Origin of the sequence: Aestuariivirga sp., from assembly GCF_020252405.1 — a bacterium.
GTDB lineage: Bacteria > Pseudomonadota > Alphaproteobacteria > Rhizobiales > Aestuariivirgaceae > Aestuariivirga.
In genome coordinates, this window is sequence record NZ_JADCDA010000053.1 from 1 (window position 1) to 25,970 (window position 25,970).

The window sequence follows — 25,970 nt, forward strand, 5'->3', positions numbered from 1 at the left end:
TCGCCAACGCGCAAAACTCACGCCTCAACTCCATCACCGACATAGCTCCCCATGGCATCGCCCACCTCCCTGAAAGTCAGGCAAATGTGTTACCCATGTCCCCGAACAGGTGTTACCCTTGTCTCCGGTCTGTACACCCACAAGGGGGAGGGGGACTCATGAGGACAGATTTTTCCCGGTGGTTTCCCTTCCCGCTTGTGGGGCGGGGTGGGGGGCCGCGGGCGGCATCCTTCGATAATTGAACTGAGCTGGAAACACACATGGCCGAATTCACACTTCCCAGGAACTCGAAAGTCCAACAGGGCAAGACCTGGCCGAAGCCTCAGGGCAAGCGGCTCAAGGACTTCAAGGTCTACCGTTGGAACCCCGACGACGGGCAGAACCCCCATATCGATACCTATACGGTTGACATGGACAAGTGCGGCCCGATGGTGCTGGACGCGCTGATCAAGATCAAGAACGAGCAGGACCCGACGCTGACCTTCCGGCGCTCGTGCCGGGAGGGCATCTGCGGCTCCTGCGCCATGAACATCGACGGCTCCAACACGCTTGCCTGCCTCAAGTCCTGCGACGAGGTGAGGGGCGACGTGAAGATTTATCCCCTGCCGCATATGCCGGTGATCAAGGACCTGGTTCCGGACCTCACGCGTTTTTATGCCCAGCATCGCTCGATCGAGCCCTGGCTGATCACTCAGTCGCCCGAGCCGCGGACGGAGTGGAAGCAATATCCGGAAGACCGCAAGAAACTCGACGGCCTCTATGAGTGCATCCTTTGCGCCTGCTGCTCAACGTCGTGCCCCTCCTACTGGTGGAACGGCGACCGCTATCTGGGGCCGGCGGCACTGCTGCAGGCCTATCGCTGGCTCATCGATTCGCGCGACGAGGGCACGGGCGGGCGGTTGGACAATCTGGAAGACCCGTTCCGCCTCTATCGCTGCCACACCATCATGAACTGCGCCAAGACCTGCCCGAAGGGGCTCTCCCCGGCCAGGGCGATCGCGGAGATCAAGAAGATGATGGTGGAGAGAACAGTTTAAACCCTCACCGGCGTCACCCGCGTCCTCGCGAAGCCCTTCAGGCCACCGATCAACGGCCTCGCCGAACGCGCCAACCGCCGCCGCGCGGAAGCCGTCATTCCGATCCCACCGGCTGCGAGACATCTTTATCGCCACATTCGTCACACACGGCGACAACTCCCAACTCGGCGCGCCGGATACAAAGCGGCTCCTGAGATCCGTCACAATTCCGCGGAACACAACGCGCTGGCCGGACGACGCCGGTATGCGACCTACTTCCGCCGCTCGACAATGAACCGCGCCGCCTCGCCCAGCACGCGCGCCTTTTCGCCATAGACCGATACAGTCTCCACCGCCTCGTCCGCCAGCGCCGCCGCGCGGCGTCTGGCTTCCGCCATGCCGAGCAGGTCCACGAAGGTGGCCTTGCCCATGGCCTTGTCCTTCTGCGTCGCCTTGCCCAGAGCTTCCGGCGTCGATTCGACGTCGAGAATGTCATCGGCGATCTGGAAGGCCAGCCCGATCTTCTGCGCATAGCGGATGAGCGGCGCTGGGTCTGCCTGCCCGAGAACGGCCCCCGCCTCGCAGGCATAACGAAACAGCGCCCCCGTCTTCAGCGACTGGATCAGCCCGATATGCGCGAGGTCCGAGGCGTTCTGCGTCTCCGCCTCGATGTCCAGCATCTGCCCGCCCACCATGCCCGCGGCACCGGCGGCCCTGGCGAGCTTGGCGACCAGCGTGGCGCGCACGGCTGCATCGGGGTGCGTCGCTTCGTCCGCCAGGACCTCGAAGGCATAGGTCAGCAGCGCATCGCCCGCCAGGATGGCGGTCGCCTCGTCAAAGGCCTTGTGCGTCGTCGGCCTGCCGCGGCGCAGGTCGTCGTCATCCATGGCGGGCAGGTCGTCATGCACCAGCGAATAGCAATGCACGCATTCGAGCGCGGCGCCGGTCCGGAGCGCGCGCTCCCGCGGCACGCCGAACAGGGTGGCGGATTCGACCACCAGGAAAGGCCGCAGCCGCTTGCCCTGGCCCAGTGCCGCATAGCGCATCGCCCCCGTCACCCGCGGGGCGGGGAAGGCGTCAACGGGCAGCAGCCGGTTCAGCAGATCATCGGTTTCGGCGGCGCAGCGGGCGAGGGCTTCCTGGAAGGACAAGGCGAAAATCCTGTGCTAAGGCCGCTTCTGATTAGGGTCATGTCCGGGGAAACTCAACCAGTTGCCGTCCTCACGCGCGAACCGCTCCACCACGTGGCGGCGGAGGCCGCGCCGTCGGAGGAGCCGGACCCGGAGCCAGCCCCGCCCATGCGCCGCGCCCTGAAAAGCCGCCTGCCGAAAAACCCATTCCTGCGCTGGGGCCTCTATGTCCTGGCCTTCCTCGTGGCCTGGCCCATCGTCGGGACGCTCATTTATGCTGTGGTGCCGCCGCCCATCACCAACATCATGATCCTGCGCGCCCTCTCGGGCAATGGCATCGACAAGCAATGGGTGAGCCTCGACGATATGTCGCCCTGGCTCGCCCGCGCCGTCATTTCCTCCGAGGATGCCCGCTTCTGCGAGCACAATGGCGTCGACTGGATCGAGCTTCAGGGCGTCATCGACGACGCCATGGACGATGGCGAGGCCCCCACCCGCGGCGCCTCGACGATTGCCATGCAGACCGCCAAGAACCTGTTCCTGTGGGACGGGCGGCTGGCCATCCGCAAGCTGATCGAGATCCCGCTCGCCATGTGGATCGACCTCATCTGGTCCAAGCGCCGCACCATCGAGGTGTACCTCAATATCGTGGAATGGGCGCCCGGCGTCTATGGGGCCGAGGCCGCCGCCCGGCACCACTTCCGTAAGCCTGCGAAAAAACTCACGAAAAAGGAGGCAGCCCTGCTGGCGGCGGTGCTGCCGAACCCGCTCAGGCGCAATGCCGGCAAGCCGTCCAAGGGTGTGAGGGCGGTGGCCAACCGGATTCTCATCCGCATGACCGGAATGGGCCCCTATCTGACTTGCCTTGCCCGCTAGACTGGGTTATGAGCGCGTCCAAATGACGGGCATGGGCCGTTCCCCGCGCCCCCTATGGAGCTTGATATGGCCGTTCCACGCAAGAAAATGTCCAGGAGCCGCATCGGCATGCGCCGCTCGGGTCACCAGGAGCAGACCGTGACCTGGGTCGAGGACAAGAAGTCCGGCGAGCTCCGCCGCCCCCACCACATCGACCTGAAGACCGGCCTCTACAAGGGCCGCCAGGTCCTGACGGTGAAGTCGGAAGTCTGACTTTGCATTCACTGTCGGCGCGTTGGGCCAGCCCTCGGGCTGGCTTTTTGCGTTTGGGGACTCCGCTTTGCGCATGTTCCGTACAAGCGGAATCGCCTGAAAGAAACATGCGCCAATCATGCAGCCCGGCTCAGGCCAGCAGCGTCTCCGCCGGGACATGGGCATAGCCCAAGTCGTCGGCCACCGCCTTGTAGGTCACCTTGCCGTCGGCCACGTTCAGGCCGTTCCGGAGGTGCGCATCGTCGAGCAGGGCCTTCTTCCAGCCCTTGTTGGCGATGGCCAGCGCGAAGGGCAGCGTCACGTTGTTGAGCGCGAAGGTGGAGGTGCGGGCAACGCCGCCCGGCATGTTGGCAACGCAATAGTGGATGACGTTGTCGACCACATAGGTGGGCTCCGCATGGGTGGTGGCCCTGGAGGTTTCCGCGCAGCCGCCCTGGTCGATGGCGACGTCGACCAGCACCGAGCCGGGCTTCCAGTCCTTGAGCATCGCCTTGGTCACGAGCTTGGGGGCCGCCGCGCCGGGGATCAGCACGCCGCCGATCACGAGGTCGGCCGCGGCGCACTCGTCTTCCACCGCGCCCTGCGTGGAATAGACCGTCTTGATCGTCGTGCCGAAGCGGGCGACGAGTTCTTCCATGCGGTCGACGTTCTTCTCGAGGATGGTCACGTCAGCGCCCATGCCCAGCGCCACGACGGCGGCATTGGCGCCGACCACGCCGCCGCCGAGGATTACGACCTTCGCCGGCGCCACGCCGGGGACGCCGCCCAGCAGCACGCCACGGCCTCCCTGAGCCTTCTCGAGGCAGTGCGCGCCGGACTGCACCGACATGCGGCCGGCGACCTGGCTCATCGGGGCCAGCAGCGGCAGACCGCCGCGCGGCGAGGTGACGGTCTCGTAGGCGATGCAGACGGCGCCCGAGGCCACGAGGTCCCTGGTCTGCTCCGGATCGGGAGCGAGGTGGAGGTAGGTGTAGAGGACCTGGCCGGGACGCAGCATCTGGCGCTCGACAGCCTGCGGCTCCTTCACCTTCACGATCATCTCGGCCCTGGCGAAGATCTCCGCCGCCGTGGCGATGATCCTGGCGCCGGCGGCGGTGTAGTCCGCATCCGTGGCGCCTATCCCCGCGCCGGCATTGGCCTGCACCCACACCTCGTGGCCGTGGCGCACGGCTTCCTTCACCGAGGTGGGCGTCATGCCCACGCGGTATTCGTGATTCTTGATCTCTTTCGGAACGCCGATGAGCATTGAATGTCCTCCCTAGATGATGCTCGGAGCCTAGCAAATCCGCCTTGGAATGATTTTCCGAAGAGGCCGCCCAAGCAGCGCGGTGTTGAAATCCAATTCGACATTATGCTAGAAAATTCGAATGAAATCCCATGAACTCGACAAGACGGACAAGATCATCCTGTCCGAACTGCAGAAGAACGCGCAGCGCCCGGTCGCCGATCTGGCGCAGAAGGCGGGGCTTTCCCCATCCTCCTGCCACCGCCGGGTGAAGCTCCTCGAGGAGGCGGGCGTCATCCGGGGCTACACAGCGAAACTCGACCGCGCGGCGCTGGGTCTGGCCAACGAGTTCTTCGTCGAGGTCTCGCTCTCCGCCCAGACGGAGGAGGCCTTCGAGAAGTTCGAGAAGGCGGTGCAGCGCGTGCCGGAGATTCTCGAATGCCATTTGATGAGCGGCCAGTTCGACTATCTCCTCCGCGTTGCCGCCGCCGACGCAAGCGATTATGAGCGCATCCACCGCTCGCGGATTTCGCGCCTTCCCGGCGTGCAGCGCATCCAGTCCTCGCTTGCGCTGCGCACGGTGAAGGGCTGGGCGGGCTATGCGATCTGAGGTCTGATGGCCAGTCTGAAGCAGCTTCCCGTCCACATGCTCTGGGTCTCCGGCGAACTCTCCCGCCTCGCCCGCCTGAGCCTCGCCAGCTTCCTGGCGCAGGGCTATCGCGTGACGCTGTGGAGCTATGACCCCGATCACCTGCGCGCTCACTTCGCCGGGGTGCGGGATGCTGCAACGCTGCTGCCCAAGCCCGGGCGCGACGCCGCGAACCTGGCCTATCTCACCAGCCTGTTCCGCTATCGCGTGCTGGCCGAACAGGGCGGCATCTGGGCCGATCTCGACGTGGTGGCGCTTGAGGCGGATCCGCGGATCGAGGCGCGCCCCCTCGTCGCCTCCGGGAAGCGCCGCCCCTTCCGCCATGCGGAACCCACCGCCACGGGCGAGAGCCTCACCCAGGTGACCAACTGCTTCATGGCCAACCCGAGCCCGCGCCGCGGCGATCTCTGGCACATGGCGCTCGACCGCGTCGCGGCGCTGAACCCGGAAGAGCGCAACTGGGAAAATGTCGGGCCGCACATGCTCTCCGGCCTCATGCTGCGCCACCCGGATCTCGGGATCGACATCCTGCCGCCGGAGGCCGTCGACCCCGTCGCGTGGTGGAACGTGCCCGGCTATTTCCTTGAGGAACGCGACCCGCCGCCATCGCCCTTCATGCACATGTACGCGACAATCTGGACGCGGCGCGGCGTCGATGCCGAAATGCCCTTCCCGCACAACTCGCTTGCGGACCGCCTGTGGAAGCGCTTCGGCCTCTGAAGCATGATCCGCAAAAGTGGAACCGGTTTTGCGACAAGATCATGCGCCAGAGAGCATGATCCGCAAAAGTGGAACCGGTTTTGCGACAAGTTCATGCGCTATCTCTTTGTTTGGTCGCATTTTCGACGGTCAACCGGCGTCCACTTGACCTGAAAATGCGCTACGCCATTGACCGGTCCAGCGCCCGGTCGCGCAGGATCATCAGGATGCCCGCGGCGATGACGATGCCCGCGCCGAGCCAGGTGTGGAAATCGGGGAAATCCCCGAACAGCACGATGCCGTAGACCACCGCCCAGATCATTGCCGAATACTCGAAAGGCGCCACGAAGTTCGTTTCCGCCAGCCGGTAGGCATTGATGAACAGAATCATCGCGGCGCCCGCGAAGAGGCCATGGCCGAACAGCAGCGTGGCGTCGAAGGCCGAAGGCCACACCGGCGGCCGTGACAGGAACACGAGGCTCGGATGCGTGAAGTGGCCGAAATCGAAGCTGTTGAACAGGATGCCGATCGCCAGCGCCATGCCGGCATAGATGAAGTTCTGCCAAGCCACGATCACGATCGGCTGCACGCGCTGCGAAAGGGGACGCCCCAGCATCTGGCCCACGGCATAGCCCAGGGCGGACCCGAGTGCGAGCAGCGAGGCGGGCTCGAAGACGCCCGCTCCCGGCCGCACCATGATGAGCACGCCGATGAAGCCCGCGACAATCGCCAGCCAGCGGTGCAGCCGCACCCGCTCATGCAGCAGGGGCCCCGCCAGCCCCGCCACGAAGAACGGCATGGTGAAATAGATCGCCACCGCATTGGCGATCGGGATCGCCGCAATGGCCAGCACGAAGCAGAGATAGGCCGCCGCCAGGATCACCCCGCGCAGGCAGACCCTTGGCCACAGCGGCGTGGCGATCGACCAGCCGCGGCCTTGCCGCCACAGCACGAAGGCGATGACCGGCAGCGAGCCCACGCAGCGGAAGAGCAGCGTCTCGTAGGCCGGGTAGCCTGACGACATGTATTTGACCACCGCATCCTGCGCCGAGGCGAGGCCCACGCCCGCCAGCACGCAGGCCATCGCCATCGCCCGGTTGTCGGTTGCAAGCTTCATGCGTCAGCCCCGCACGAGGTCCGACAGGACGCGGATGCCCGGTTCGATCTTCTGCTCGGCGATGGAGGAGAAGGCAAGGCGATAGAAATTGAGCGGTGCCCCGGCCGCCCCGAAGGTAATGCGCCCCGGCTCGATCAGCACGCCGCCGGCGGCGGCCTTTCTTCCCAGCTCGTCACTGTCCAGCCCCGGCGGTCCCTTCACCCAGAAGCTGGTGCCGCCGAAGCTCGGCACGCGGCTCGCATCCGGCAGGTGCCGCCTCAGCGCATCGCCCATGATTTCCCAGCGCGCGCGGTAGGCGCGGTGCAGGCGGCGGATCAGCGTGTCATGGTGGCCGAGCGACAGGAACAGCGCCGCCGTGCGCTGGTTGTTGTTGGGCGCATGCCGCACCATCAGGCGCCTGAGCGCGCGCGCCTCCGCCACGATGTTCTTCGGCGCCACGAGGAAGCCCAGTCTCAGGCCCGGGAACAGCGTCTTCGACAGCGATCCCACATAGATCACCCGGCCATCGTCATCGAGCGACTTGAGCGCGGGGCAGGGCTCGTTCACGTAATTGGTCTCGAACTCGTAATCATCCTCGATGATCACCACGTCATGCTTCGCCGCGCGCTTCAGCAGTTCCAGGCGGCGTTCGAGCGGCATGGTCACGGTGGTGGGGAACTGATGGCTGGGCGTGGCGAAGACCAGGCGGCACCCGTCGAAGGCTTCGGAGGCAACGAGGCCCTTTTCGTCCACCGGAAGCAGCGCCACATTGGCCGTGCGCAGGCTGAAGATGTTGCGCACGTCCGGATAACCAGGCTCTTCCATGCCGACCCGTGTGTCAGGCCCCACCAGCAGCGTGGTGAGCAGGTAAAGCGCGTTCTGCGCGCCGAGCGTCACGAGGATTTCGTCGTCATTGGCCATGATGCCGCGGCGCGGCAGGATGCGGCGGCGGATCTGTTCCACCAGCAACGGGTCGTCATTGGCCCAGGTGTCGTTGGTCCAGGAACCGAGCCACTTCCTGCCCAGCGCCTGCCTGGCGCAGTCCCGCCATTCGGCGAGCGGGAACAGCGTATGGTCCACCTGCCCATAGATGAAGGGGTAGGGGTAGGATTGCCAGTCAAGCGGCTTCGACACATTCTCCTGCGCCGCCGGTTGCATGGTGAGGCGGCCCGCCCAGTCAATGCCTGTGCCGGGCGCTGCCTGCTTGAGCGGCTGCCTGGGGGCGGAGCCGCTCTCCAGAGCCTTTTCGGAGACGTAATAGCCGGAGCGCTCCCTGGCCATCAGGTAGCCATCGTCAAGCAGGCCCTGATAGGCCAGGACCACGGTATTCCTTGAAACGCCCAGGCTCTTCGCCATCTTGCGGGTGGAGGGGATCGGCTCATCCCGGGCCAGCTGCCCGTCAAGGATGGCCGAGACCAGCGCCTCGCGGATCTGGGTCTGGAGGCTTCCATGTTCGTTCCGCCGGATATGGACGAGCCAGTCGCGCAATCTTGGTACCTGTGAACGGTCCTTCTGGACCTATCATAGGGCCAAGGGAGCCGGTAGAGTAGAAAAGATTGGACCCACTTGACCGGACCCGCATGACCCAGCCCTCCGTGAACACCTCGCCAAAGACCTGGGACGAGGTGAAAACCACCACCTGCTACATGTGCGCCTGCCGCTGCGGCATCCGGGTGCAACTGAAGGACGGGCGCGTCACCTATATCGATGGCAACCCGGAGCATCCGGTCAACAAGGGCGTGATCTGCGGCAAGGGTGCTGCCGGCATCATGCAGCACTATTCCCCGGCGCGATTGTCGAAACCGCTGTTGCGGACCGGCGAGCGCGGCTCCGGCGAGTTCAGGGAAATCGAGTGGGACGAAGCCCTGGGGCTGGCCACCCAGTGGCTTTCCGGCGTGCGCGCCACGGACCCGAGGAAGCTCGCCTTCTTCACCGGCCGTGACCAGAGCCAGGGCCTCACCGGCTGGTGGGCCACCCAGTTCGGCACGCCCAACTATGCCGCACACGGCGGCTTCTGCTCGGTCAATATGGCGGCGGCCGGGCTTTATACCTTCGGCGGCGCCTTCTGGGAGTTCGGCGAACCGGACTGGAAGCACACCAAATATTTCCTGCTCTTCGGTGTCGCCGAGGACCATGGCTCCAACCCGATCAAGAAGGGCCTGGGCCAGCTCAAGGCGCGCGGCGCCAAGATCGTTTCGATCAACCCCATCCGCACCGGCTATTCGGCCATTGCGGATGAATGGATCGGCATCCGCCCCGGCACCGACGGATTGTTCGTCGGCGCGCTGATCCACGAGCTGCTCGGCGCCCAGAAGATCGATGGCGACTATGTGCTGCGCTACACCAATTCGCCGTGGCTGATCGTCGAGAACCCGGGCGGCGCGGATGACGGCCTGTTCGCCCGCACGCCGCAAGGCTCGGCGCTGGTGTGGGACAGCCACTCGAATTCGCCGATGCCGGCCCTGTCGCCGGATGCCGCGCCGAAGCTGATGGGGCGCTTCAAGCTGCCCGACGGCCGCCGCGCCGTCACCGCCTTCACGCTGATCGCCGAACGTTTCCTCGATGCCGGATGGGCGCCGGACAGGGTGGCGGAGCGCTGCGGCGTTCCGGCCGGGACGATCAGGCGCATCGCCGCCGAACTGGCCCGCACCGCCTTCGAGGAGGAGATCGCGCTCGATGTTCCGTGGACGGACCATCTTGGCCGGTATCACGAGAAGATGGTGGGCCGCCCCGTTTCCATGCATGCGATGCGCGGCATCTCGGCCCACGCCAACGGCTTCCAGACCTGCCGCGCCATTCACCTCCTCCAGATCCTGCTGGGCACGATCGATGTGCCGGGCGGCTTCCGCTACAAGGCGCCGTTCCCCAAGCCCGCGCCGCCCGGCGTGAAGCCGGCGGGAAAGCCCGGCCAGGTGAAGCCCAACACGCCGCTGCCCGGCCCGCCGCTCGGCTTCGTCACCGCGCCGGAAGACCTGCTCGTCGATGCGCAGGGCGCGCCGCAGCGCCTTGACAAGGCCTATAGCTGGGACGCGCCGCTCGCCGCCCATGGCATGATGCACATGGTCATCACCAATGCCGCGAAGAAGGACCCTTACGGCATTGACGTGTTGTTCTTGTATATGGCCAACATGAGCTGGAACTCGGCGATGAACGTGCCGGACACCATCCGCCACCTCACGCAGAAGGAGCCGGACGGCAGCTACACCATCCCCAGGATCATCTACTCCGACGCCTATGCCTCCGAGATGGTGCATTACGCCGACCTGGTGCTGCCGGACACCACTTATCTCGAGCGCTGGGACTGCATATCGCTCCTTGACCGCCCGATTTCGGAAGCCGATGGCCCCGCCGACTCGATCCGCCAGCCGGTGGTCGAACCGGACCGCGACGTTCGCCCGTTCCAGACGGTTCTGCTCGACCTCGGCGCGCGGCTTGGCCTTCCCGGCATGACGCGCACGGACGGCTCGCCGCGCTATCCCGGCGGCTATGCGGATTACATCGTCAACCACGAGCGCGCGCCGGGTATCGGTCCGCTGGCCGGTTTCCGCGGTCCCAATGGCCGTGCGCAGGGCAGGGGCGCGCCGAACCCGGAACAGCTGCGGCACTACATCGACAATGGCTGCCACTGGTTTTACGAACTGCCCGATCACATGAAATATTTCCGCCATGTGAACTGGGCCTATCTCGACTGGGCCACCTTCTTCGGCTTCATCGGCAAGCCGGAGCCGGTGATCCACCAGCTCTATTGCGAGCCCCTGCAGAAGTTCCGGCTTGCTGCCCAGGGCCACGGCAAGGTTGTTGCGCCCGCGCAGCATCGCCAGCGCATTGCCGGCCATTTCGATCCCATCCCCTTCTGGTATCCGCCCTTCGAGGGCGAAATGGCGCCGGAAGCCGGGTTTCCCATGCATGCCGTCACCCAGCGGCCGATGGCCATGTATCACGCCTGGGGCTCGCAGAACGCCTGGCTCCGCCAGATCCTCGGCCGCAACTGGCTCTACATGGCGCGCCAGACGGCCGCGAAACTCTACATCGCGGATGGTGACTGGGTCAGCGTCACCTCGCATCACGGGAAGATCAAGGCGCAGGCGAGGCTGATGGATGGCGTGAACCCGGAGACCGTGTGGACGTGGAACGCGATCGGCAAGCGCTCCGGCACATGGGGGCTGGACCCCGGTGCCGGCGAAGCCAGGAAAGGGTTCCTGCTCAACCACCTCATCTCCGAACTCCTGCCGGAGCGCGGGGGCGGCTACCGCTATTCGAACAGCGACCCCATCACCGGCCAGGCCGCCTGGTACGATCTGCGCGTGCGCGTCGAGAGGGCGGACGATCAGGGCCAGCTGAGCGAGCCGCAATTCGCCACGCTGAAGCCGCTTGCGGGGGCCCCATGACGTCTCTTCCTCCGCCCTCCGCAAAAAAGCTCGGCCTCGTCATCGACCTCGACACCTGCGTCGGCTGCCAGGCCTGCGCCACATCCTGCAAGGAGTGGAATGCGCAGGGCTATTCCGCCCCGCTCACCGACGAGCACACGCAGGGTGCCGAGGCCACCGGCGTCTGGCTCAACCGCGTGCATGGCTATGAGGTGCGGGAAGCGGGCCAGGCGCAGTCGCGCATCGTCCACTTCCCGCGCTCCTGTCTCCATTGCGAGGAACCGGCCTGCGTCACCGTCTGCCCGACGGGTGCGAGCTACAAGCGCGCGGAGGACGGCATCGTGCTGGTGAACCCCGAAACCTGCATCGGCTGCAAGCTGTGCTCCTGGGCCTGTCCCTACGGCGCGCGCGAATATGACCAGAGCCACGGCGTGATGAAGAAGTGCACGCTCTGCGTCGACCGCATCTACAATGAAAATCTCGAGGAGGAGGACCGTCTTCCCGCCTGTGTCAAGGCCTGCCCGACGGGGGCGCGGCACTTCGGCGATCTCGGCGATCCTTCCTCCGGGGTGTCGCAGCTGGTGGCCGGGCGCGGCGGCTATGACCTGCTGCCCGAGATGGGTTACAGGCCCGTCAACAAATACCTTCCGCCGCGCGCCCGGCGCGATGGGGCCACCTCGCGGGCGGAAGCCCTGCCGAAACCCGATGGCTCCGCCTTCGACCGGCTGTTCCAGTGGGCGGACAAGATTCTCTCCCCCAGGCAGGCATCCGCACGCGCCAATGACATCGACCATTCCGGAAAGCTTGAAGGCTGAGCATGCATCCCGCCTATTCCGTCATCCTGTTCACGACGGCCTCGGGTGCGGGCTATGGGCTGCTCGCACTGTTGTGCCTCGTGGGGCTCAGCCATGGCGAAGCCTCGACGCTCCTCTTCGGGCTCGCCTCCATGGTCATCGCGCTCGGCCTCATCACCATCGGGCTCTTGTCATCGACTTTGCATCTCGGCCATCCGGAACGCGCCTGGCGCGCCTTCTCGCAGTGGCGCTCCTCGTGGCTGTCGCGCGAGGGGGTGCTGGCGGTGGTGACTTACGTGCCCGCAGTGCTTTTCGGCGTGGTGTGGTCCGGTCTCTACCCGGCCCCTGAGCTCATCAAGCCACTCGCGGTGATCACCGGCGCGCTTGCGCTGCTCACGGTCATGTCGACGGGCAAGATCTACGCAACACTGAAAACCATCCGCGCCTGGCACAATCCCTGGACGGTGTGGGTCTATCTCGCCTTCGCGCTGGCGACGGGCGCGGCGATTCTCGCGGCGATCACCGCGGTCTTCGGCAATTTCCCGGCCTTCCTCGTCTATTTCGCAAGCGCTTGGCTGGTGATCGCGCTGGCCGTCCAGCTGGGCTACTGGCGCAGCATCGACGCGGCGCCGCTTGACCTTACGATAGAGCAGGCCACCGGCCTCGGCCGCATCGGGCGCGTCAGCCAGTGGGAGGCGCCGCACACCGCCGCCAATTATGTGCAGACGGAGATGGGCTATGCCGTCGCCCGCAGGCACGCCGCGAGGCTGCGGCGGCTCGTGGTCATTGCCCTGGTGCTGGCGATCCTGCTGATGCTGGCGGGGCTTGTCGTTCCCCTCGCCGCCCTTCCGTCCGCGGCCCTCGCAATCTTCGCCGCCGTGGTGCAGCGCTGGCTGTTCTTCGCCGAGGCCCAGCATGTCTCGACGCTGTTCTACGGCGCCGAGGCCGCCTGATGCCGATGTGGGCCTCTTTGTCGCGGGATGCGCTGATCCGCCAATGAGCCACTTCGCTATTTGCAATCTGAGGGACCACGATATAAAGAAGTCTTTATATCGTCTGTCCCGGAGGCATCCATGACCCGCCCGTCCTTCACCGAAGCGCTCGCCACGCGTCCCTGGCTGCTGGCCGATGGCGCCACCGGAACCAACTACTTCCAAATGGGCCTCGTCTCGGGCGATGCCCCGGAAATGTGGAACTTCGAGCATCCTGAGCGGGTGCGCACGCTGCACCGCCAGTTCATCGAAGCGGGGGCGGACATCGTGCTCACCAACTCCTTCGGCGGCAACCGCCACCGCCTGAAGCTCCACAACGCGCAGGATCAGGTGCGCGAGATCAATATTGCCGCCGCGAAGAATGCCCGCGCCGAGGCCGATGCCGCGGGCCGTCCGGTCTATGTGGGCGGTTCCATCGGCCCCACCGGCGAGATCATGGAACCCGTCGGCGCCATGTCGCATGACGAGGCCGTGAAGGCCTTCGCCGAGCAGGCGCTGGCCCTCAAGGAGGGGGGCGTTGACGTGCTGTGGATCGAGACCATGTCGTCGGAAGAGGAACTCCGCGCCGCCGTCGGGGGCGCGTCGGAGGCCGGCCTTCCCATCGTCACCACCATGAGCTTCGACACCAATGGCCGCACCATGATGGGCATCACGCCCAAGGCCTTCGGCGCCATCACCGCGGCGCTCGCCGCGCAGCCCGTCGCCATCGGCGCCAACTGCGGCGTGGGTGCCTCCGAACTGGTGGCGACGGTGCTCGGCATCTCGGAGGCGCGGCCCGACGCGGCGGTGGTCGCCAAGGGCAATTGCGGCATCCCGCAATATGTCGACGGCCATATCCATTACACCGGCACGCCGGAGCTGATGGCGGAATATGCCCGCATCGCGCTCGACGCCGGAGCCAGGATCATCGGCGGCTGCTGCGGAACGAGCCCGGAGCACCTTGCCGCCATGCGCAAGTCGCTCGAAAGCTACAGCAAGGGTGCCCGCCCGACGGTGGAGCTGATCGAGGCGAAGCTGGGCCCGGTCTCCGAACTCGCCAAGGGCCACGACGCCGCCGCCGCGGGAGCCGCCCGCCGCGAGCGCCGCCGGGGGAATTGACGTCCGTCAATGACGTCTGATCCATGGCGCGGCACTGTCGGGCCATGTTCACTCCTGCCTTCCTCAAGGGCGAGACCTGGGGCCTGCCCGGCCAGCCGGTGGAGCATGTGGAGACGCATGCCGCGCATGTGTTTCTGGTTGGCGAGCGGGCCTTCAAGATCAAGAAGGACGTGCGGCTGCCCTATCTCGATTTCTCGAGTCCCGATAAGCGGCGCGCCGCCCTGGCCGCCGAGCTTGAGATCAACCGGCTGTTCACGCCCGGACTTTACCTCGCGGTCGATGAGGTTTTGGCCGAGCCGGTGCTGGTGATGCGCCGCTTCCCCGCGCATGACCTGCTGGCGTGGCGGATGGCACATGGCGGGATCGATGCCGCGCTGTCGGCCAGGCTGGCGGCGATGGTGGCCGCATCGCATGACCGAGCGCCGCGCAGCGATGCGAGGGGTTCGGACATCATGACAGGCCTTGGCGCGCAGCTCTCCAGAGCCTTCATCGATTCCCCCGATATCTTCCGCCCCGCCGATACGCTGGAGTTCCACGCGCTCTGCGAAGCCGCTCTGCGCTCTGACCGGCAGCTTCTGTCCGACCGGAGCGGGCGCGGGCTGGTGCGGCGCTGTCATGGCGATGTTCATTGCGGCAACATCTTCCTCGAGGACGGCGAGCCACGGCTGTTCGACGCCATCGAGTTCAGCGAGAAGATCGCCACCATCGACGTGCTTTACGATTTGGCCTTCCTGCTGATGGACCTGTGGAGCAGCGGCGAGAAGCCGACTGCCAATATCGTGCTCAACCGCTATCTCCATCTGCGGCGGAAGGAGGAGGACCTTTCGGGGCTTTCGCTGTTGCCGCTGTTCCTGTCGACCCGTGCCGGCGTGCGCGCGCTGGTGACGGCAGACCTGGCGCATGAGCTGGCGCTGAAGAATTCGATGAGGAGCCGGGGCCAGGCGCTGGACTGGTTCCGCTCCTGCGTGAAGTATCTGAAGGTTCCGCCGCCGAAACTGCTGTGCATTGGCGGACTGTCGGGCGCCGGCAAGTCGGCGGCGGCCGCGGCGCTGGCGCCGTTTCTGGGAGCGGTGCCGGGGGCAATCCATGTGCGCAGCGACGTGGAGCGCAAGGTTCTGGCGGGCGTGCCTGAGACCGCGCGGCTGCCGGTTGAGAGCTATTCCCGGCAAGCCTCCTCCGAGGTCTATGCGGCCTGCCTGGCGCGGGCGGAGAAAGCGCTGGCGGCGGGGCATTCCGTGCTGCTCGATGCCGTCTTTGCGCGGCCTGACGAGCGCCGGGCCGCGGCGGAACTGGCGCGGCGGACGCGCGCGCATTTCGCGGGTGTGTGGCTCGAAGCGCCGACGGATGTTCTTGCCGCGCGGGTCGCCGCGCGCAGCGGCGATGCCTCCGACGCGACGCCGGGCGTGATCGAGACCCAGCTGCGCTATGACCTCGGCCGCATGGATTGGCCGAGGGTGGATGCGGGCGGAACGCTGCCTGAGACGCTTGCGCGGATCAGAGGAACGGTTCCGTATCGGTTCGACGGCCCAGCATGAAGCAGTCGGAGACGAGCTGCAGGGGGGCGCCGTCGACGTGGCTGCGGCCCTCGCGCAGCAGTTGCGCGAAGTGAACGTAGATGCCCTCGTATTCCTCGGGTGGAGCCTGCACCTCGAGCTTGCCGCCGATGTGGAGCTCCGTGCCGCCGCGGCGCAGCGCCAGCCTGAGGCCATCGGCGGTCTCGACGTCGATGTTCCAGCTTTGCTCGCCGGTCTGCCGCCAGTCGAGATCGGCGGTCAGTTCAGCCTCGCCATCCCATGACGGCCTGAAGGTGATCTGCGCGGCGACCGGCGTGGCCTTGTTGCGCGGCGTTTCCAGCATGGCGGACTTCACGAAGACCGGCTGCGGCAGGATTTTGGTGATGATCGAGAAGGCGTTGATGCCGGGATCGAAGACGCCGAAGCCGCCCGGCTCCCAGATCCAGTCCTGGCCCGGGTGCCAGTGGCGCACGTCTTCTTTCCAGCTGACATGCAGGCGGGTGACGCGCTTTCCCTTGAGCAGGCGCCGCGCCTCGTCCACCGCCTTGTTATACTGCGAATGCCAGGTGGTGAAGAGGATGCGCTTCCTCGCCCCGGCATGCGCGGCGATCGCATCGAGTTCGCCCATCGTGGGCGTTGGCGGTTTTTCCATCAGCACGTGGAGCCCGGCGTCGAGCGCATCACGCGCGATGGCGAAGCGCGGCCCGGGCGGCATGCAGAGCGAGACGGCATCGAGCTTGATGCCGCTGCAAAACAGCTCTCCCGCCGTCTTGAAATGCGGCGCTTCGCCATAGCCCCCGCGCGAGGAGACAACGGCGGCGAGATCGAAGTCCCTGTTCCTGGCGGCGACGGGAAGATGCTGGTCCCGGGCGATCTTGCCGAGGCCGATGACGGCGAGTTTGAAGGCCATGGTTCAAGCGCTCCTGATCTGGCGGGAGAGGGAAGAAAGGAGGGCGTCAACCTCGGCTTCCGTGTTGTAATGCGCGAGGCCGACGCGCAGCACGCCACCCTTGTCCATCAGGCCCATGCGGCCCACGGGCTCGATCGCGTAATTGTGGCCGGACCAGACGAAGATGTTGTCCCTGGCGAAGGCCCTGGCGAGGTTTTGCGGGTGATGGCCGTCGAGCGTGAAGGATACGGTGGGCACCCGGCGGTGCATGGCATTGGCCGAGGTGATGCCGCGGATGGTGAGGCCCTTGAAACTCCCGAGCCCCTCGATCAGGCGCAGCGTGATCTTGTGTTCATAGTGGGCGAGCCTGTTCCAGGCGGAGGCGATGCGTTTTGCCCGCGTGTCGCCGGCGCCGAACTGCTCCAGATATTCGATGGCGCCCAGCGTGCCGGCCATGCCTTCGTGGGAGAGCGTGCCGGTTTCGAACTTATGCGGCGGATCCTCTCCGGCGGGGCGAACCTTGTAGCCGAAGGTCTGCCTCAGGAGTTCTTCCCGTCCCCAGAGAATTCCCTGATGCGGGCCAAACCATTTGTAGGCGGAGGACACGACGAAATCGGCGCCGAGTTCCCGAACGTCGATGGCATAGTGCGGGGCATATTGCACGGCATCGAGATAGACGATGGCGCCAGCCGTCCTGGCTTCCGCCGCGAAGCGCTTCGTGTCATTCACCGTGCCGGTGCAGTTCGACGCCATGCCCATGGCGAGGAGCTTGGTCCTGCCGCTCAGCACCTTGGTCAGGGCGTCCTCGGGGAATTCATAGGTCTCGGTGTCGAAGTCGATCCAGCGCACCACAAGGCCCAAGTCATCGGCGAGCAGCAGCCAGGGGGCGACATTGGCGTCATGGTCCATGCGCGACAGCACAATCTCGTCGCCACGCTTCAGCTCCCTGCCGAGGCAGCGCGACATATTAAGGGTGAGGCTCGTCATGTTCTGGCCAAAGACGATCTCGTTCATGCTGCGCGCATTGTAGAAGTCGGCGCAGGCCTGGTGCGCGAGATCGACGAGTTCCCCGGCCTCGACGGTGGTCTTGAAGTAACCGCCCAGATTGGCATTGCGGTTGACGAGGCAGTCCACGGTCCGGTCGATGACCTGCCGCGGCACCTGGGTTCCCGCCGGGTTGTCGAAATAGACCCGGTCGCGGCCTTGGTCCTTGAGGGCAAGGGCGGGGAACTGGGCGCGGATGGCGGCGATGTCGGGGGCGGCGCTCATGAGGAAAATCCGGGTTCTATCAAGGAGAAGGACCTCTTAACCGGGCTTTCCGCTTGCCTCAACCGTCGCTTTCCGGCATGGGGAGGTCGCCTGCTGGCGAAAGCCGCAACGCGCCCGCGGCTATCTTGATATCTCAAGAATTTCCTCCGGAGCAACCCGATGAGCGATGATGGCGAACTTGACCTGAACTCCCTCAATGACGAGGAGCTGGTCCAGCAGGTCCATGACGACCTCTATGACGGCCTGAAGGAAGAGGTCGAGGCGGCGGTTCACATCCTGCTCGGTCGCGGCTGGGCACCCTACAAGGTGCTGACCGAGGCCCTCGTTGAAGGCATGCGCATCGTCGGCGTCGACTTCCGCGATGGCATACTGTTCGTGCCGGAAGTGCTGCTCGCCGCCAACTCGATGAAGGCCGGCATGACCATCCTGCGCCCGCTGCTCATCGCCACGGGCGCTCCGCGCCAGGGCAAGATGGTGATCGGCACCGTCAAGGGCGACATCCACGACATCGGCAAGAACCTCGTCGGCATGATGATGGAAGGCGCGGGCTTCGAAGTGATCGATCTCGGCATCAACAACCCGGTCGAGAAGTATCTGGAAGCGATCGAGACCCACAAGCCGGACATCCTCGGCATGTCGGCGCTGCTCACCACCACGATGCCCTACATGAAGGTCGTGATCGATACCATGAAGGAAAAAGGCATGCGCGACGATTATGTGGTGCTCGTCGGCGGCGCGCCGCTGAACGAGGACTTCGCCAAGGCCATCGGCGCCGACGCCTATTGCCGCGACGCGGCGGTGGCGGTCGAGACCGCCAAGAGCTTCATGGCGCGCAAGCATAACCAGCTGGCCGCGAACTGATCTCACCGCAGCCGGGGGGCCGGCATGACTCTGGTCAATCTCAAGCCTTCTGACGAGTATGAGTTCAAGCCGGGCCGGGGGAAGGTTCTTCTTCTGGCCTGCGGCGCCCTGGGGCGCGAGATCGTCGACCTGATCGAGCGCAACCGCTGGACGGGTTTCGATCTCCAGTGCCTGCCGGCCAAGTGGCACAACACGCCCGACAAGATCGTCCCTGCCCTGCGCGAAAGGATTCTTGAGGCCAGGCCCCGCTACCAGTCGATCTTCGTGCTCTACGGCGACTGCGGCACGGGAGGCGGCATCGACACGCTGCTGGCGGAGGAGGGGATCGAGCGCCTCGAAGGCCCGCACTGCTATGCCTTCTTCTCCGGCCAGGAGGTTTTCGCGAGGACAGCGGAGGAGGACGTGACAGCCTTCTTCCTCACCGACTATCTGGCGCGGCATTTCGACAAGCTGATCTGGGAGGGCCTCGGCATGGACCGGCACCCGGAACTGCTGCCGCTCTATTTCGGCAACTACACCAGGATCGTGTTTCTGGCGCAGACGCGCAACGAGGAGCTGGCCAGGAAGGCCATGGCGGCGGCGAAGAAGCTGGGTCTCGCCTACGAATATCGCTACACGGGCTATGGCGAACTGGAGCGCGACCTGAAGGCGCGGGCGTGAACTCCGGGAGTCCTACCACTGATCCTTGCGGTAAGCGCCGCCGGTGATGACGTAGTAATCGCCCGCAGTTTCGCAAAAAATGTGGCCTTCGAGCCAGGTGTCCGTCGGGCCGTCGATGGCCCCGGCGCAGATCGAGGTGTCGGTGCTGCCGTCCCGCTTCCAGAACAGCACCGAGCCGCAGTCCTTGCAAAAGCCGCGCCGGGCGATGCCGCTGGCGCGAAACCACTTGAGGCCGTCCGCTTGCGTGAATTTCAGCTCGCTGTCGGCGCAGGCGGTGGCGGACATGTAGTTGCCCGTCTGCTTGCGGCACTGGATGCAATGGCAGGCGATAACCGGGCGCAGGGGTCCATGGATTTCGAAGCTGACCGCGCCGCAGAGGCAGGATCCGGTTTTCATGGCCGGAAAGCCTTGTGGAGGGCAATGATGTGATCGGGGCCGAGGCCGCAGCAGCCGCCAAAGGCCGAGACCCCCTTCAGCTTCCAGGCCTTGGCGCGTTTGACCAGCTCGTCCGGCGGGATGATGTCGACGAAGGTCCAGTCCGGCATCCTGAAATAGCCGCTCTCGGGGTAGGCGCCCATGGGGCCTTTCCAATACCCGCGCAGGATGTCGATGGCCTCGTCCGTGTCGTTGGGCGAAGAGTGCATGATGCTGATGGCATCGGGCTTCAGCGCGGAGAGCACGCGGGCCACCGCGCCGAAATCCTGGTCCTCGCGGCCGAACCCGGTGAGCTTGCCGCCGTGGCGTTCCACCGAAATGCCGATCCAGACGGGCAGGCCCGTGGCCTGCGCGGCTTGCGTTGCCCAGACGGAGTAATCGGTGTCGCGCATCATCTCCATCATGATGAGGTCAACGCCGGCGGCCGCGAGATTGTCCGCCTTGCGCCTGAACAGCGCGCGGGCCTTTTCCTCGGGCCATTCCTGCTGCTTCGAGGTGCGGTCGCTGCCCGCCACCACGGGGCGCATGGTGGACATGGAGCCGGCGACGGCGACGGGATGGTTTCTTGCGGCATCCCTGGCGATGGCGACGGCGGCGCGGTCGATCGCAAGCAACTCGTCGTCGCGGCCGAGCGCATTGAAGAGCAGGGCCGAGGTGGCGAAGGTGTTGGCGATGACGATATCCGCCCCGGCCTTGATGTAGCCGGCATGAACCTCGCGCACCACCTCCGGGTGGGACATGTTGGCTTCCGCGCACCAGGTCGATGAGCTCATCGGCACGCCGCGGCGCTGGATGTCGGTGCCGGTGCCGCCATCGAGGATGATGGTGTCGCCCTTGGCGAGCCTGGCGCGGATCAGCTGATACATGGTTTCGTCAGGACTCCTGGCGGGTCCTGAGGAAGGCCCGCATGTGGAATTGCGCCTGTGCCGGGGCATAGGCGAAGCCTTGTCCCACGGGGCAGGCATGGCGCGCAAGACACCCGCGCGTCATGCAATCCGTTCCGGCGTCGGCCGCGATGTGGGCGGTGCAGGCGGGAACGTCATAGCGCGCCCCGTCGAAGGCGGAAACCGGGCATGCGGAGAGGCAGGGCCTCGCCGCGCAGGCCTCGCAAGGGTGCGGACCGGGCTGCTGGATCGGCAGGTCGAAGGCCACGGGGAAAAGCAGGGCGGCGCGATAGGCGTGCCACAGGCCGTAGCTCGGATGGATGTTGAGGCCCAGCGGCGAGATGTGGCCCGCACCGCCGCGCCGCGCCCAGCTGAGGAAGGGCCAGGGCGGGTCCATGTCGAAGGGGTAGACGGCGCGGGCATCGATGCTCCGGGCCAGATCGGTCACCGCGCCACGCGTCCAGGCATCCAAGGTGTCGCGTCCGGGGTTCCGCTCGCGGGCAAAGCGGCGGAACATGTCCGGCCCGGCATTGCCGATGAGGATGACGAAACGGGCGCCGTTCGGGGCCTTGTCCTCGGGCCTCGGCTCAAACCAGCCGAGCGGGGTGAAGCCCGCGCGGCGGATGGCGGTGAGGATGGGGTGTTCCATGATGTGACCCGCGGGAGAGAGGCCCTCATCCGGCCTGTCGGGCGGCAGGGCTTACGCCCAGCGCGGGTCGCCCGGCTCCATCACGCTGCGCGGCAGCTTGATGTCGTGCCTGGCGCGGATCTGCTCGTCGATGTGGCGCGGTATGTATTCGGGGTAATGGGTTGAGAGGATCTCGCGCTTCCTTGCAGCCGCGCGCTCGACGATGTCGGGCTTGCCGGCCTCGTTCCACTCCTTGGGGCTCATGCGGTTGGAGATGGACGGATAAACATAGTCCTTCTGCATCAGCGCCAGCGTCTGCTCATTGCCGAGATAGTGGCCGGGGCCTTCGACGCAGACCTGGGAGATGACGTCGAGGGACAGCGTGTCCTCGTTCACCTCGATGCCGCGGACATTGCGGTTGATGGAACCCAGCATGTCATTGTCGATCAGCAGGCTCTCGAGGCAGAAGCCCAGCAGCGAGGCGTGCATGCCGGCCGACTCGTAAAGCATATTGATGCCGGTCATGGCCGATATGCCGGCGGTGACGCCCTTCTCGTAGCCCGCCTGCATGTCGGGCAGCTTCGAGTCGCACATGCCGGCGGCGGAGCCAACGGTGAGATCGTAGAAGTGCCCCATCTGGGCGCAGCCCGAGGTGATGAGCGCCTGCTCGCCCGAACCGCCTGACATCGCACCCGTGCGGAGATCCGACACGAAGGGCCATGGACCCCAGATCGCGATGGCGCCGGGCACCGCGCAGTTGATGTAGACGAGGCCGGCAAGGCATTCCGCCACCGCCTGGACGACCGTGCCCGCAAGCGCCGCGGGCGAGGTGGCGCCCGCCTGGGCGGCCGAAAGCAGCAGCACCGGCATGCCGCCGCGCGCGGCCGCCTCAAGACAGCGGCAGGCGTCCTCGGCGAATTTCATCGGCGGCACCACGAAGCAGTTGGACTGCGACACGAAGGGCCGCTCGCGCCACTTGTCCTCGCCGCCCGCCAGCACGTGGAGAATCTGCAGGCATTCGTCCACATGCGCCGGATCGACCATCGAGGTGCCGACATGCTTCTCCGTGCCCGCGAGGCAGGCATACATGGTGTTGATGTCGAGGTCGTGGCCGGTGATCATGTCGCGCGCGGTGACCGGGCGCTGGTAGAAGTGGATGTGCTCGCAAATGTCCACGATGCGCCCGGCGTCATAGAGATCGACAAGCAGCGATTCGCGGTAGCTCCGGGTCTCGGGCTCCACGATGTGGACGGCGGCGCCGGCGGTGCCGAAATAGACGCGGTTGCCCGAGGGCTCCATGTCATGCTTCGGGTCGCGCGCATGCAGCACGAAGTTGCGCGCACAGGATGCGAGCGTGTCCTCGACGAGGCTTGCGGGAATGCACAGGCGGCCTTGCGCATTGAGCCAGCAGCCGCGCGCCGTCATGGCGTCGACGCAGCTGGGAATGGCCTGGGCGAGGCCGACGGTTTCGAGCAGCTTCAGCGCCGTCTGGTGGATGCGCCGCATGTCATGGTCGGTCAGCGGCTTGTACTGGCCACCCACCATGCCGGGGCGCACGGCGGCCTCGGCCATGGGGATGGGGCGCGAGCGCAGCGCGCGGCGGGCTTCGCGGCCGCCACGGCGGCGGGACAGGTCTTCGACAGCACTCATGGATTGAGCCTCCTGGGTATCGCCCTATATCCACTGTTTCGCCGTGGCGATTCAATGGCCTATCTTTTTCCGGTAGTGGACAGTTTTTTTCACCATAGAGGAGCGGGTTTTCGACAGTCCGCCCCTTAACGCCCTGATTTCAAGAGTGTTATAGGGTAGCTTCGGACCAGTGGTGAGGAAACTTGGCCAGACGCGACCTGCCCCCCCTACGCGCCCTGACGGCCTTCGAGGCGGCTGCCCGGCTGGGCAGTTTCCGCCTTGCCGCGGGCGAACTGGGCATCACCCGCTCCGCCGTCAGCCACCAGGTGAAATCGCTGGAGCAGCGGCTTGGCGTGCAGCTGTTCCGCCGCGACGCACGCCGGGCCGAGCTCACCCAGGCGGGCCATACCTATTTTCCGCCGGTGCGCGATGCCTTCGACATGGTCGAGGCCCAGACCCGGGCGCTGAAGCCCCCGGCGGCGGACAATGAACTGACCGTGCAGGTCTATGCCACGGTGGCGCTGAAGTGGCTGATCTCCAGGCTGCATGACTTCGAGAAACGCTTCCCCGACATGAAGGTGCGGCTCTCCACCTCCTATTTCGACTGGGACTTCGACGAACGGAACGTGGACGCCGGCCTGATCCTGGCCCGCAACCGTTCGCCCGATCATTACTACCGCACGCTGTTCAACTCGCTGCTGACGCCGGTCTGCGCGCCGGAGCTGCTGAAGGGCCCCAATGCATTGAAGACTCCGCAAGACCTGAAGAACCACAAGCTGCTCTATGTCTACACGGCGGAGGAGGACTGGCGCCTGTGGCTGGAGGAAGCCGGTGTCGAAGGCATCAAGCTCTCGGACCGCCTCGCCTTCGACAGTTACATTCTCGCTCAGGAGGCGGCGATCGAGGGCCGCGGCATCGCCATGACCATCGGCCCCTTCGCCACCGAGGAGATCAGGGCGGGCCGCCTTGTGCAGCCCTTTGCGCTGAAGGTGCAGCACCGGCATAACTGGCTCTTCGCCTGCAGCGCCGAGCACCGCATGAAACCCAAGATCAGGCGCTTCGAGGACTGGCTGGCGAGGCAGATCGCCGCCGACCCAGCACTCGACGCCTATCGCGAAAAAGGAAAATAAGCCGTGACAGATACAGAATCCGGCGCGGTCCGCCGCGGCCGCAGAGAAGGTGGAGGCCGCCGCGCCACGGGTGGCGGCGGGCGCAACCTTGTGCCGCAGCTGCCGCGCCGCAAGCTGAAGCGCCTGTTCCCGGCGATGGAGATCGTCTCGGCGGATGAACTCGAATCGATCCACCGCGCCTCGCTGAAAGTGCTCTCCGAGATCGGCATGGACTTCACCCTGCCGCAGGCGCGCGACATGCTCAGGAAGGCGGGGGCAAAGGTCGAGGGCGAGCGCGTGCGCTTCGACCCGGCGATGATCGAGGAGCTGATCTCCACGGTCCCGTCCGAATTCACCTTCCATGCCCGCAACCCGGACAATGACCTGCGCATCGGCGGCGCCAATATCGCCTTCGGCACGGTGGCGAGCCCGCCCAACGCCTCCGACATCGATGGCGGCCGCCGCACCGGCAATTACCAGGACTTCAGGAACTTCCTGAAGCTGGGCCAGTATTTCAACTGCATCGACTTTCTTTCGGGCTATCCGGTGGAGCCGATCGACATCCACGCCTCGATCCGCCACCTCGAGGCGCTGCGCGACATGGTGTTGCTCACCGACAAGCCCTTCCATGCCTATTCGCTGGGGGCCGAGCGCATCCGCGACGGCATCGAGATCGCCCGCATCGGCCGCGGCATCAGCCATGAGCAGCTGGAGCGCGAGCCCTCGCTCTTCACCATCATCAACACCAACTCGCCGCTGAAGCTCGACACGCCGATGCTGAACGGCATCCTCGAAATGTCGTCGAGGAACCAGATCGTCTGCGTCACCCCCTTCACGCTGGCGGGCGCCATGGCGCCGGTGACGGTGGCGGGCGCACTGGTGGAGCAGAATGCCGAGGCGCTTGCCGGCATCGCATTCACCCAGCTGGTGCGCAGGGGCGCCCCTGTGATCTATGGCGGCTTCACCTCCAACGTCGATATGAAGTCGGGCGCGCCCGCCTTCGGCACGCCCGAATACATGAAGGCCACCATCGTCGGCGGCCAGCTGGCCCGGCGCTACAACGCGCCGTTCCGCACGTCGAACACCTGCGCGGCCAACGCGGTGGATGCGCAGGCGGCCTATGAGAGCGTGTTCTCGCTGTGGGGCCTCGCCATGGGCGGCGGCAACCTGATCATGCATGGCGCGGGCTGGCTGGAAGGCGGCCTCGTCGCCAGCTTCGAGAAATTCGTGCTCGACTGCGACCTGATCCAGATGGTGGGCGAGTTCATGCAGCCGCTGGAAACGACCGAGGATGCGCTGGGTGTCGAGGCGATCCGCGAGGTGGGCCCGGGCGGTCACTTCTTCGGCGCCCGGCACACGCTGCAGCGCTACACCAATGCGTTCTATTCGCCCATCATCTCCGATTGGCGAAACAACCAGCAGTGGCTGGCCGCCGGCAAGCCAGAAGCCTGGCAGAAGGCCAACGCCGTGTGGAAGCAGGCCCTCGCGGACTATCAGGAACCCGCCATCGATCCCGCGATCCGCGACGAGCTCAATGCCTTCGTCGCGAAGCGCAAGGCGGAAGGCGGAGCGCCGACTGACTTCTGATGCCGCGCGTCATCGTCATCGGCGGCGCGGGCCACCGCCGCCATCATCGGCGGGGCGCTGAAGGTGAGACTGACGGCGGCGGAACTCGACCGCTTCGGGAGCGGGGGGCGCGGGAACAGTTGTATGCCTTCTTGCCCCGCCGCGTGGCGGAAGGGCGGAAAAAGCCGAGTTCTAGTACTACAGTTGCGTCTGCGTGGTGAGTCTTGCGCGGTAGTGGGCCTCGGCGGCATGGGCTTGGTGAACGCGCCGCCAGAGTGACCAACTGAACACGAAGGCGCGTTTGACAGGTGGCGGAAAGACAAGCCGCGCCA

General features: G+C 65.8%; 24 protein-coding genes. 14 read left to right on the forward strand and 10 right to left on the reverse strand.

Annotation, left to right across the window (positions count from 1 at the left end; genetic code table 11):
* Window positions 1-260 precede the first annotated feature (260 nt).
* The gene (locus tag IOC69_RS08810) at window positions 261-1,037 is read left to right on the forward strand and encodes a succinate dehydrogenase iron-sulfur subunit (protein WP_290543173.1); all 777 of its coding nucleotides are present in this window, start codon (window positions 261-263) and stop codon (window positions 1,035-1,037) included.
* Between the two features lie 251 nt (window positions 1,038-1,288).
* Here IOC69_RS08810 and IOC69_RS08815 read toward each other — a convergent pair whose 3' ends face one another.
* Window positions 1,289-2,167: a polyprenyl synthetase family protein gene (locus IOC69_RS08815; RefSeq protein WP_290543174.1), complete on the reverse strand. Its 879-nt coding sequence runs from the start codon at window positions 2,165-2,167 to the stop codon at window positions 1,289-1,291.
* Between the two features lie 39 nt (window positions 2,168-2,206).
* Between IOC69_RS08815 and mtgA the strand changes: the two genes are divergently transcribed.
* Together mtgA and rpmF are read left to right on the forward strand one after the other, a co-directional pair.
* Window positions 2,207-3,022, forward strand: coding sequence for a monofunctional biosynthetic peptidoglycan transglycosylase (mtgA, locus tag IOC69_RS08820; protein WP_290543175.1), 816 nt, complete (start codon window positions 2,207-2,209; stop codon window positions 3,020-3,022).
* A 66-nt stretch (window positions 3,023-3,088) separates the two neighbouring features.
* Window positions 3,089-3,274: a 50S ribosomal protein L32 gene (rpmF, locus tag IOC69_RS08825; protein WP_290543176.1), complete on the forward strand. Its 186-nt coding sequence runs from the start codon at window positions 3,089-3,091 to the stop codon at window positions 3,272-3,274.
* Window positions 3,275-3,404: 130 nt separating this feature from the next.
* On the opposite strand, the gene ald is transcribed toward rpmF, so the two are convergent.
* On the reverse strand, window positions 3,405-4,520 hold the full coding sequence (gene ald / locus IOC69_RS08830) for an alanine dehydrogenase (protein ID WP_290543177.1): 1,116 nt from the start codon (window positions 4,518-4,520) through the stop codon (window positions 3,405-3,407).
* 121 nt (window positions 4,521-4,641) lie between these two features.
* On the opposite strand from ald, the gene IOC69_RS08835 reads away from it, so the two are divergent.
* Complete coding sequence (locus IOC69_RS08835) at window positions 4,642-5,109, forward strand: Lrp/AsnC family transcriptional regulator (RefSeq protein ID WP_290543178.1); 468 nt, start codon at window positions 4,642-4,644, stop codon at window positions 5,107-5,109.
* 6 nt (window positions 5,110-5,115) lie between these two features.
* Complete coding sequence (locus IOC69_RS08840; RefSeq protein ID WP_290543179.1) at window positions 5,116-5,868, forward strand: hypothetical protein; 753 nt, start codon at window positions 5,116-5,118, stop codon at window positions 5,866-5,868.
* A gap of 160 nt (window positions 5,869-6,028) precedes the next feature.
* Here IOC69_RS08840 and IOC69_RS08845 read toward each other — a convergent pair whose 3' ends face one another.
* On the reverse strand, window positions 6,029-6,964 hold the full coding sequence (locus IOC69_RS08845; RefSeq protein WP_290543180.1) for a DMT family transporter: 936 nt from the start codon (window positions 6,962-6,964) through the stop codon (window positions 6,029-6,031).
* Window positions 6,965-6,967: 3 nt separating this feature from the next.
* On the reverse strand, window positions 6,968-8,431 hold the full coding sequence (locus IOC69_RS08850; RefSeq protein WP_290543181.1) for a PLP-dependent aminotransferase family protein: 1,464 nt from the start codon (window positions 8,429-8,431) through the stop codon (window positions 6,968-6,970).
* Window positions 8,432-8,523: 92 nt separating this feature from the next.
* On the opposite strand from IOC69_RS08850, the gene IOC69_RS08855 reads away from it, so the two are divergent.
* The 5 genes from IOC69_RS08855 (at window position 8,524) to IOC69_RS08875 (ending at window position 15,729) form a co-directional block, all read left to right on the forward strand.
* On the forward strand, window positions 8,524-11,331 hold the full coding sequence (locus tag IOC69_RS08855; protein WP_290543182.1) for a molybdopterin oxidoreductase family protein: 2,808 nt from the start codon (window positions 8,524-8,526) through the stop codon (window positions 11,329-11,331).
* Window positions 11,328-12,125: a 4Fe-4S dicluster domain-containing protein gene (locus IOC69_RS08860; RefSeq protein ID WP_290543183.1), complete on the forward strand. Its 798-nt coding sequence runs from the start codon at window positions 11,328-11,330 to the stop codon at window positions 12,123-12,125. The genes IOC69_RS08855 and IOC69_RS08860 overlap by 4 nt, the downstream gene beginning before the upstream one ends.
* A gap of 2 nt (window positions 12,126-12,127) precedes the next feature.
* Complete coding sequence (locus tag IOC69_RS08865; protein ID WP_290543184.1) at window positions 12,128-13,057, forward strand: DmsC/YnfH family molybdoenzyme membrane anchor subunit; 930 nt, start codon at window positions 12,128-12,130, stop codon at window positions 13,055-13,057.
* A gap of 120 nt (window positions 13,058-13,177) precedes the next feature.
* Complete coding sequence (bmt, locus tag IOC69_RS08870) at window positions 13,178-14,194, forward strand: betaine--homocysteine S-methyltransferase (protein ID WP_290543185.1); 1,017 nt, start codon at window positions 13,178-13,180, stop codon at window positions 14,192-14,194.
* A gap of 44 nt (window positions 14,195-14,238) precedes the next feature.
* Window positions 14,239-15,729 carry an AAA family ATPase gene (locus tag IOC69_RS08875; protein WP_290543186.1) on the forward strand — a complete coding sequence of 497 codons (1,491 nt, stop codon included), beginning with the start codon at window positions 14,239-14,241 and terminating at the stop codon, window positions 15,727-15,729.
* On the opposite strand, the gene IOC69_RS08880 is transcribed toward IOC69_RS08875, so the two are convergent.
* Window positions 15,689-16,618, reverse strand: a complete 930-nt coding sequence (locus IOC69_RS08880; protein ID WP_290543187.1) for a Gfo/Idh/MocA family oxidoreductase — start codon at window positions 16,616-16,618, stop codon at window positions 15,689-15,691. The genes IOC69_RS08875 and IOC69_RS08880 overlap by 41 nt on opposite strands.
* A gap of 3 nt (window positions 16,619-16,621) precedes the next feature.
* Window positions 16,622-17,866 (reverse strand): cysteine desulfurase-like protein, encoded by a 1,245-nt coding sequence (locus IOC69_RS08885; protein ID WP_290543188.1) that lies wholly within the window; start codon window positions 17,864-17,866, stop codon window positions 16,622-16,624.
* Between the two features lie 159 nt (window positions 17,867-18,025).
* Between IOC69_RS08885 and IOC69_RS08890 the strand changes: the two genes are divergently transcribed.
* Together IOC69_RS08890 and IOC69_RS08895 are read left to right on the forward strand one after the other, a co-directional pair.
* Entirely contained in the window at window positions 18,026-18,727 is a 702-nt protein-coding gene (locus IOC69_RS08890; RefSeq protein WP_290543189.1) for a B12-binding domain-containing protein, read from the forward strand.
* 24 nt (window positions 18,728-18,751) lie between these two features.
* Window positions 18,752-19,387, forward strand: coding sequence for a DUF1638 domain-containing protein (locus IOC69_RS08895; protein WP_290543190.1), 636 nt, complete (start codon window positions 18,752-18,754; stop codon window positions 19,385-19,387).
* 12 nt (window positions 19,388-19,399) lie between these two features.
* Here the strand turns inward: IOC69_RS08895 and IOC69_RS08900 are convergent, their stop codons facing one another.
* The 4 genes from IOC69_RS08900 to IOC69_RS08915 are packed head-to-tail and all read right to left on the reverse strand — an operon-like array spanning window position 19,400 to window position 22,984.
* Window positions 19,400-19,783: a GFA family protein gene (locus tag IOC69_RS08900; RefSeq protein ID WP_290543191.1), complete on the reverse strand. Its 384-nt coding sequence runs from the start codon at window positions 19,781-19,783 to the stop codon at window positions 19,400-19,402.
* Window positions 19,780-20,688 (reverse strand): homocysteine S-methyltransferase family protein, encoded by a 909-nt coding sequence (locus IOC69_RS08905; RefSeq protein ID WP_290543192.1) that lies wholly within the window; start codon window positions 20,686-20,688, stop codon window positions 19,780-19,782. The genes IOC69_RS08900 and IOC69_RS08905 overlap by 4 nt, the downstream gene beginning before the upstream one ends.
* Window positions 20,689-20,695: 7 nt before the next feature.
* Complete coding sequence (locus IOC69_RS08910) at window positions 20,696-21,355, reverse strand: ferredoxin (protein ID WP_290543193.1); 660 nt, start codon at window positions 21,353-21,355, stop codon at window positions 20,696-20,698.
* 51 nt (window positions 21,356-21,406) lie between these two features.
* A complete protein-coding gene (locus tag IOC69_RS08915; protein WP_290543194.1) occupies window positions 21,407-22,984 on the reverse strand; it encodes a trimethylamine methyltransferase family protein in 1,578 nt (525 codons plus the stop codon).
* Window positions 22,985-23,166: 182 nt separating this feature from the next.
* On the opposite strand from IOC69_RS08915, the gene IOC69_RS08920 reads away from it, so the two are divergent.
* Window positions 23,167-24,093, forward strand: coding sequence for a LysR substrate-binding domain-containing protein (locus IOC69_RS08920; RefSeq protein ID WP_290543195.1), 927 nt, complete (start codon window positions 23,167-23,169; stop codon window positions 24,091-24,093).
* A 3-nt stretch (window positions 24,094-24,096) separates the two neighbouring features.
* Complete coding sequence (locus IOC69_RS08925; protein ID WP_290543196.1) at window positions 24,097-25,659, forward strand: trimethylamine methyltransferase family protein; 1,563 nt, start codon at window positions 24,097-24,099, stop codon at window positions 25,657-25,659.
* Window positions 25,660-25,970 lie beyond the last annotated feature (311 nt).

Coding starts and splice junctions, on each gene's coding strand:
- IOC69_RS08890 (WP_290543189.1), top strand. CDS start 18,026: ATGAGCGATGATGGCGAACTTGACCTGAACTCCCTCAATGACGAGGAG.
- IOC69_RS08845 (WP_290543180.1), bottom strand. CDS start 6,964: ATGAAGCTTGCAACCGACAACCGGGCGATGGCGATGGCCTGCGTGCTG.
- IOC69_RS08900 (WP_290543191.1), bottom strand. CDS start 19,783: ATGAAAACCGGATCCTGCCTCTGCGGCGCGGTCAGCTTCGAAATCCAT.
- IOC69_RS08905 (WP_290543192.1), bottom strand. CDS start 20,688: ATGTATCAGCTGATCCGCGCCAGGCTCGCCAAGGGCGACACCATCATC.
- IOC69_RS08865 (WP_290543184.1), top strand. CDS start 12,128: ATGCATCCCGCCTATTCCGTCATCCTGTTCACGACGGCCTCGGGTGCG.
- IOC69_RS08810 (WP_290543173.1), top strand. CDS start 261: ATGGCCGAATTCACACTTCCCAGGAACTCGAAAGTCCAACAGGGCAAG.
- IOC69_RS08855 (WP_290543182.1), top strand. CDS start 8,524: ATGACCCAGCCCTCCGTGAACACCTCGCCAAAGACCTGGGACGAGGTG.
- IOC69_RS08875 (WP_290543186.1), top strand. CDS start 14,239: ATGTTCACTCCTGCCTTCCTCAAGGGCGAGACCTGGGGCCTGCCCGGC.
- IOC69_RS08835 (WP_290543178.1), top strand. CDS start 4,642: ATGAAATCCCATGAACTCGACAAGACGGACAAGATCATCCTGTCCGAA.
- rpmF (WP_290543176.1), top strand. CDS start 3,089: ATGGCCGTTCCACGCAAGAAAATGTCCAGGAGCCGCATCGGCATGCGC.
- mtgA (WP_290543175.1), top strand. CDS start 2,207: ATGTCCGGGGAAACTCAACCAGTTGCCGTCCTCACGCGCGAACCGCTC.
- bmt (WP_290543185.1), top strand. CDS start 13,178: ATGACCCGCCCGTCCTTCACCGAAGCGCTCGCCACGCGTCCCTGGCTG.
- IOC69_RS08910 (WP_290543193.1), bottom strand. CDS start 21,355: ATGGAACACCCCATCCTCACCGCCATCCGCCGCGCGGGCTTCACCCCG.
- IOC69_RS08840 (WP_290543179.1), top strand. CDS start 5,116: ATGGCCAGTCTGAAGCAGCTTCCCGTCCACATGCTCTGGGTCTCCGGC.
- IOC69_RS08915 (WP_290543194.1), bottom strand. CDS start 22,984: ATGAGTGCTGTCGAAGACCTGTCCCGCCGCCGTGGCGGCCGCGAAGCC.
- IOC69_RS08860 (WP_290543183.1), top strand. CDS start 11,328: ATGACGTCTCTTCCTCCGCCCTCCGCAAAAAAGCTCGGCCTCGTCATC.
- ald (WP_290543177.1), bottom strand. CDS start 4,520: ATGCTCATCGGCGTTCCGAAAGAGATCAAGAATCACGAATACCGCGTG.
- IOC69_RS08885 (WP_290543188.1), bottom strand. CDS start 17,866: ATGAGCGCCGCCCCCGACATCGCCGCCATCCGCGCCCAGTTCCCCGCC.
- IOC69_RS08880 (WP_290543187.1), bottom strand. CDS start 16,618: ATGGCCTTCAAACTCGCCGTCATCGGCCTCGGCAAGATCGCCCGGGAC.
- IOC69_RS08895 (WP_290543190.1), top strand. CDS start 18,752: ATGACTCTGGTCAATCTCAAGCCTTCTGACGAGTATGAGTTCAAGCCG.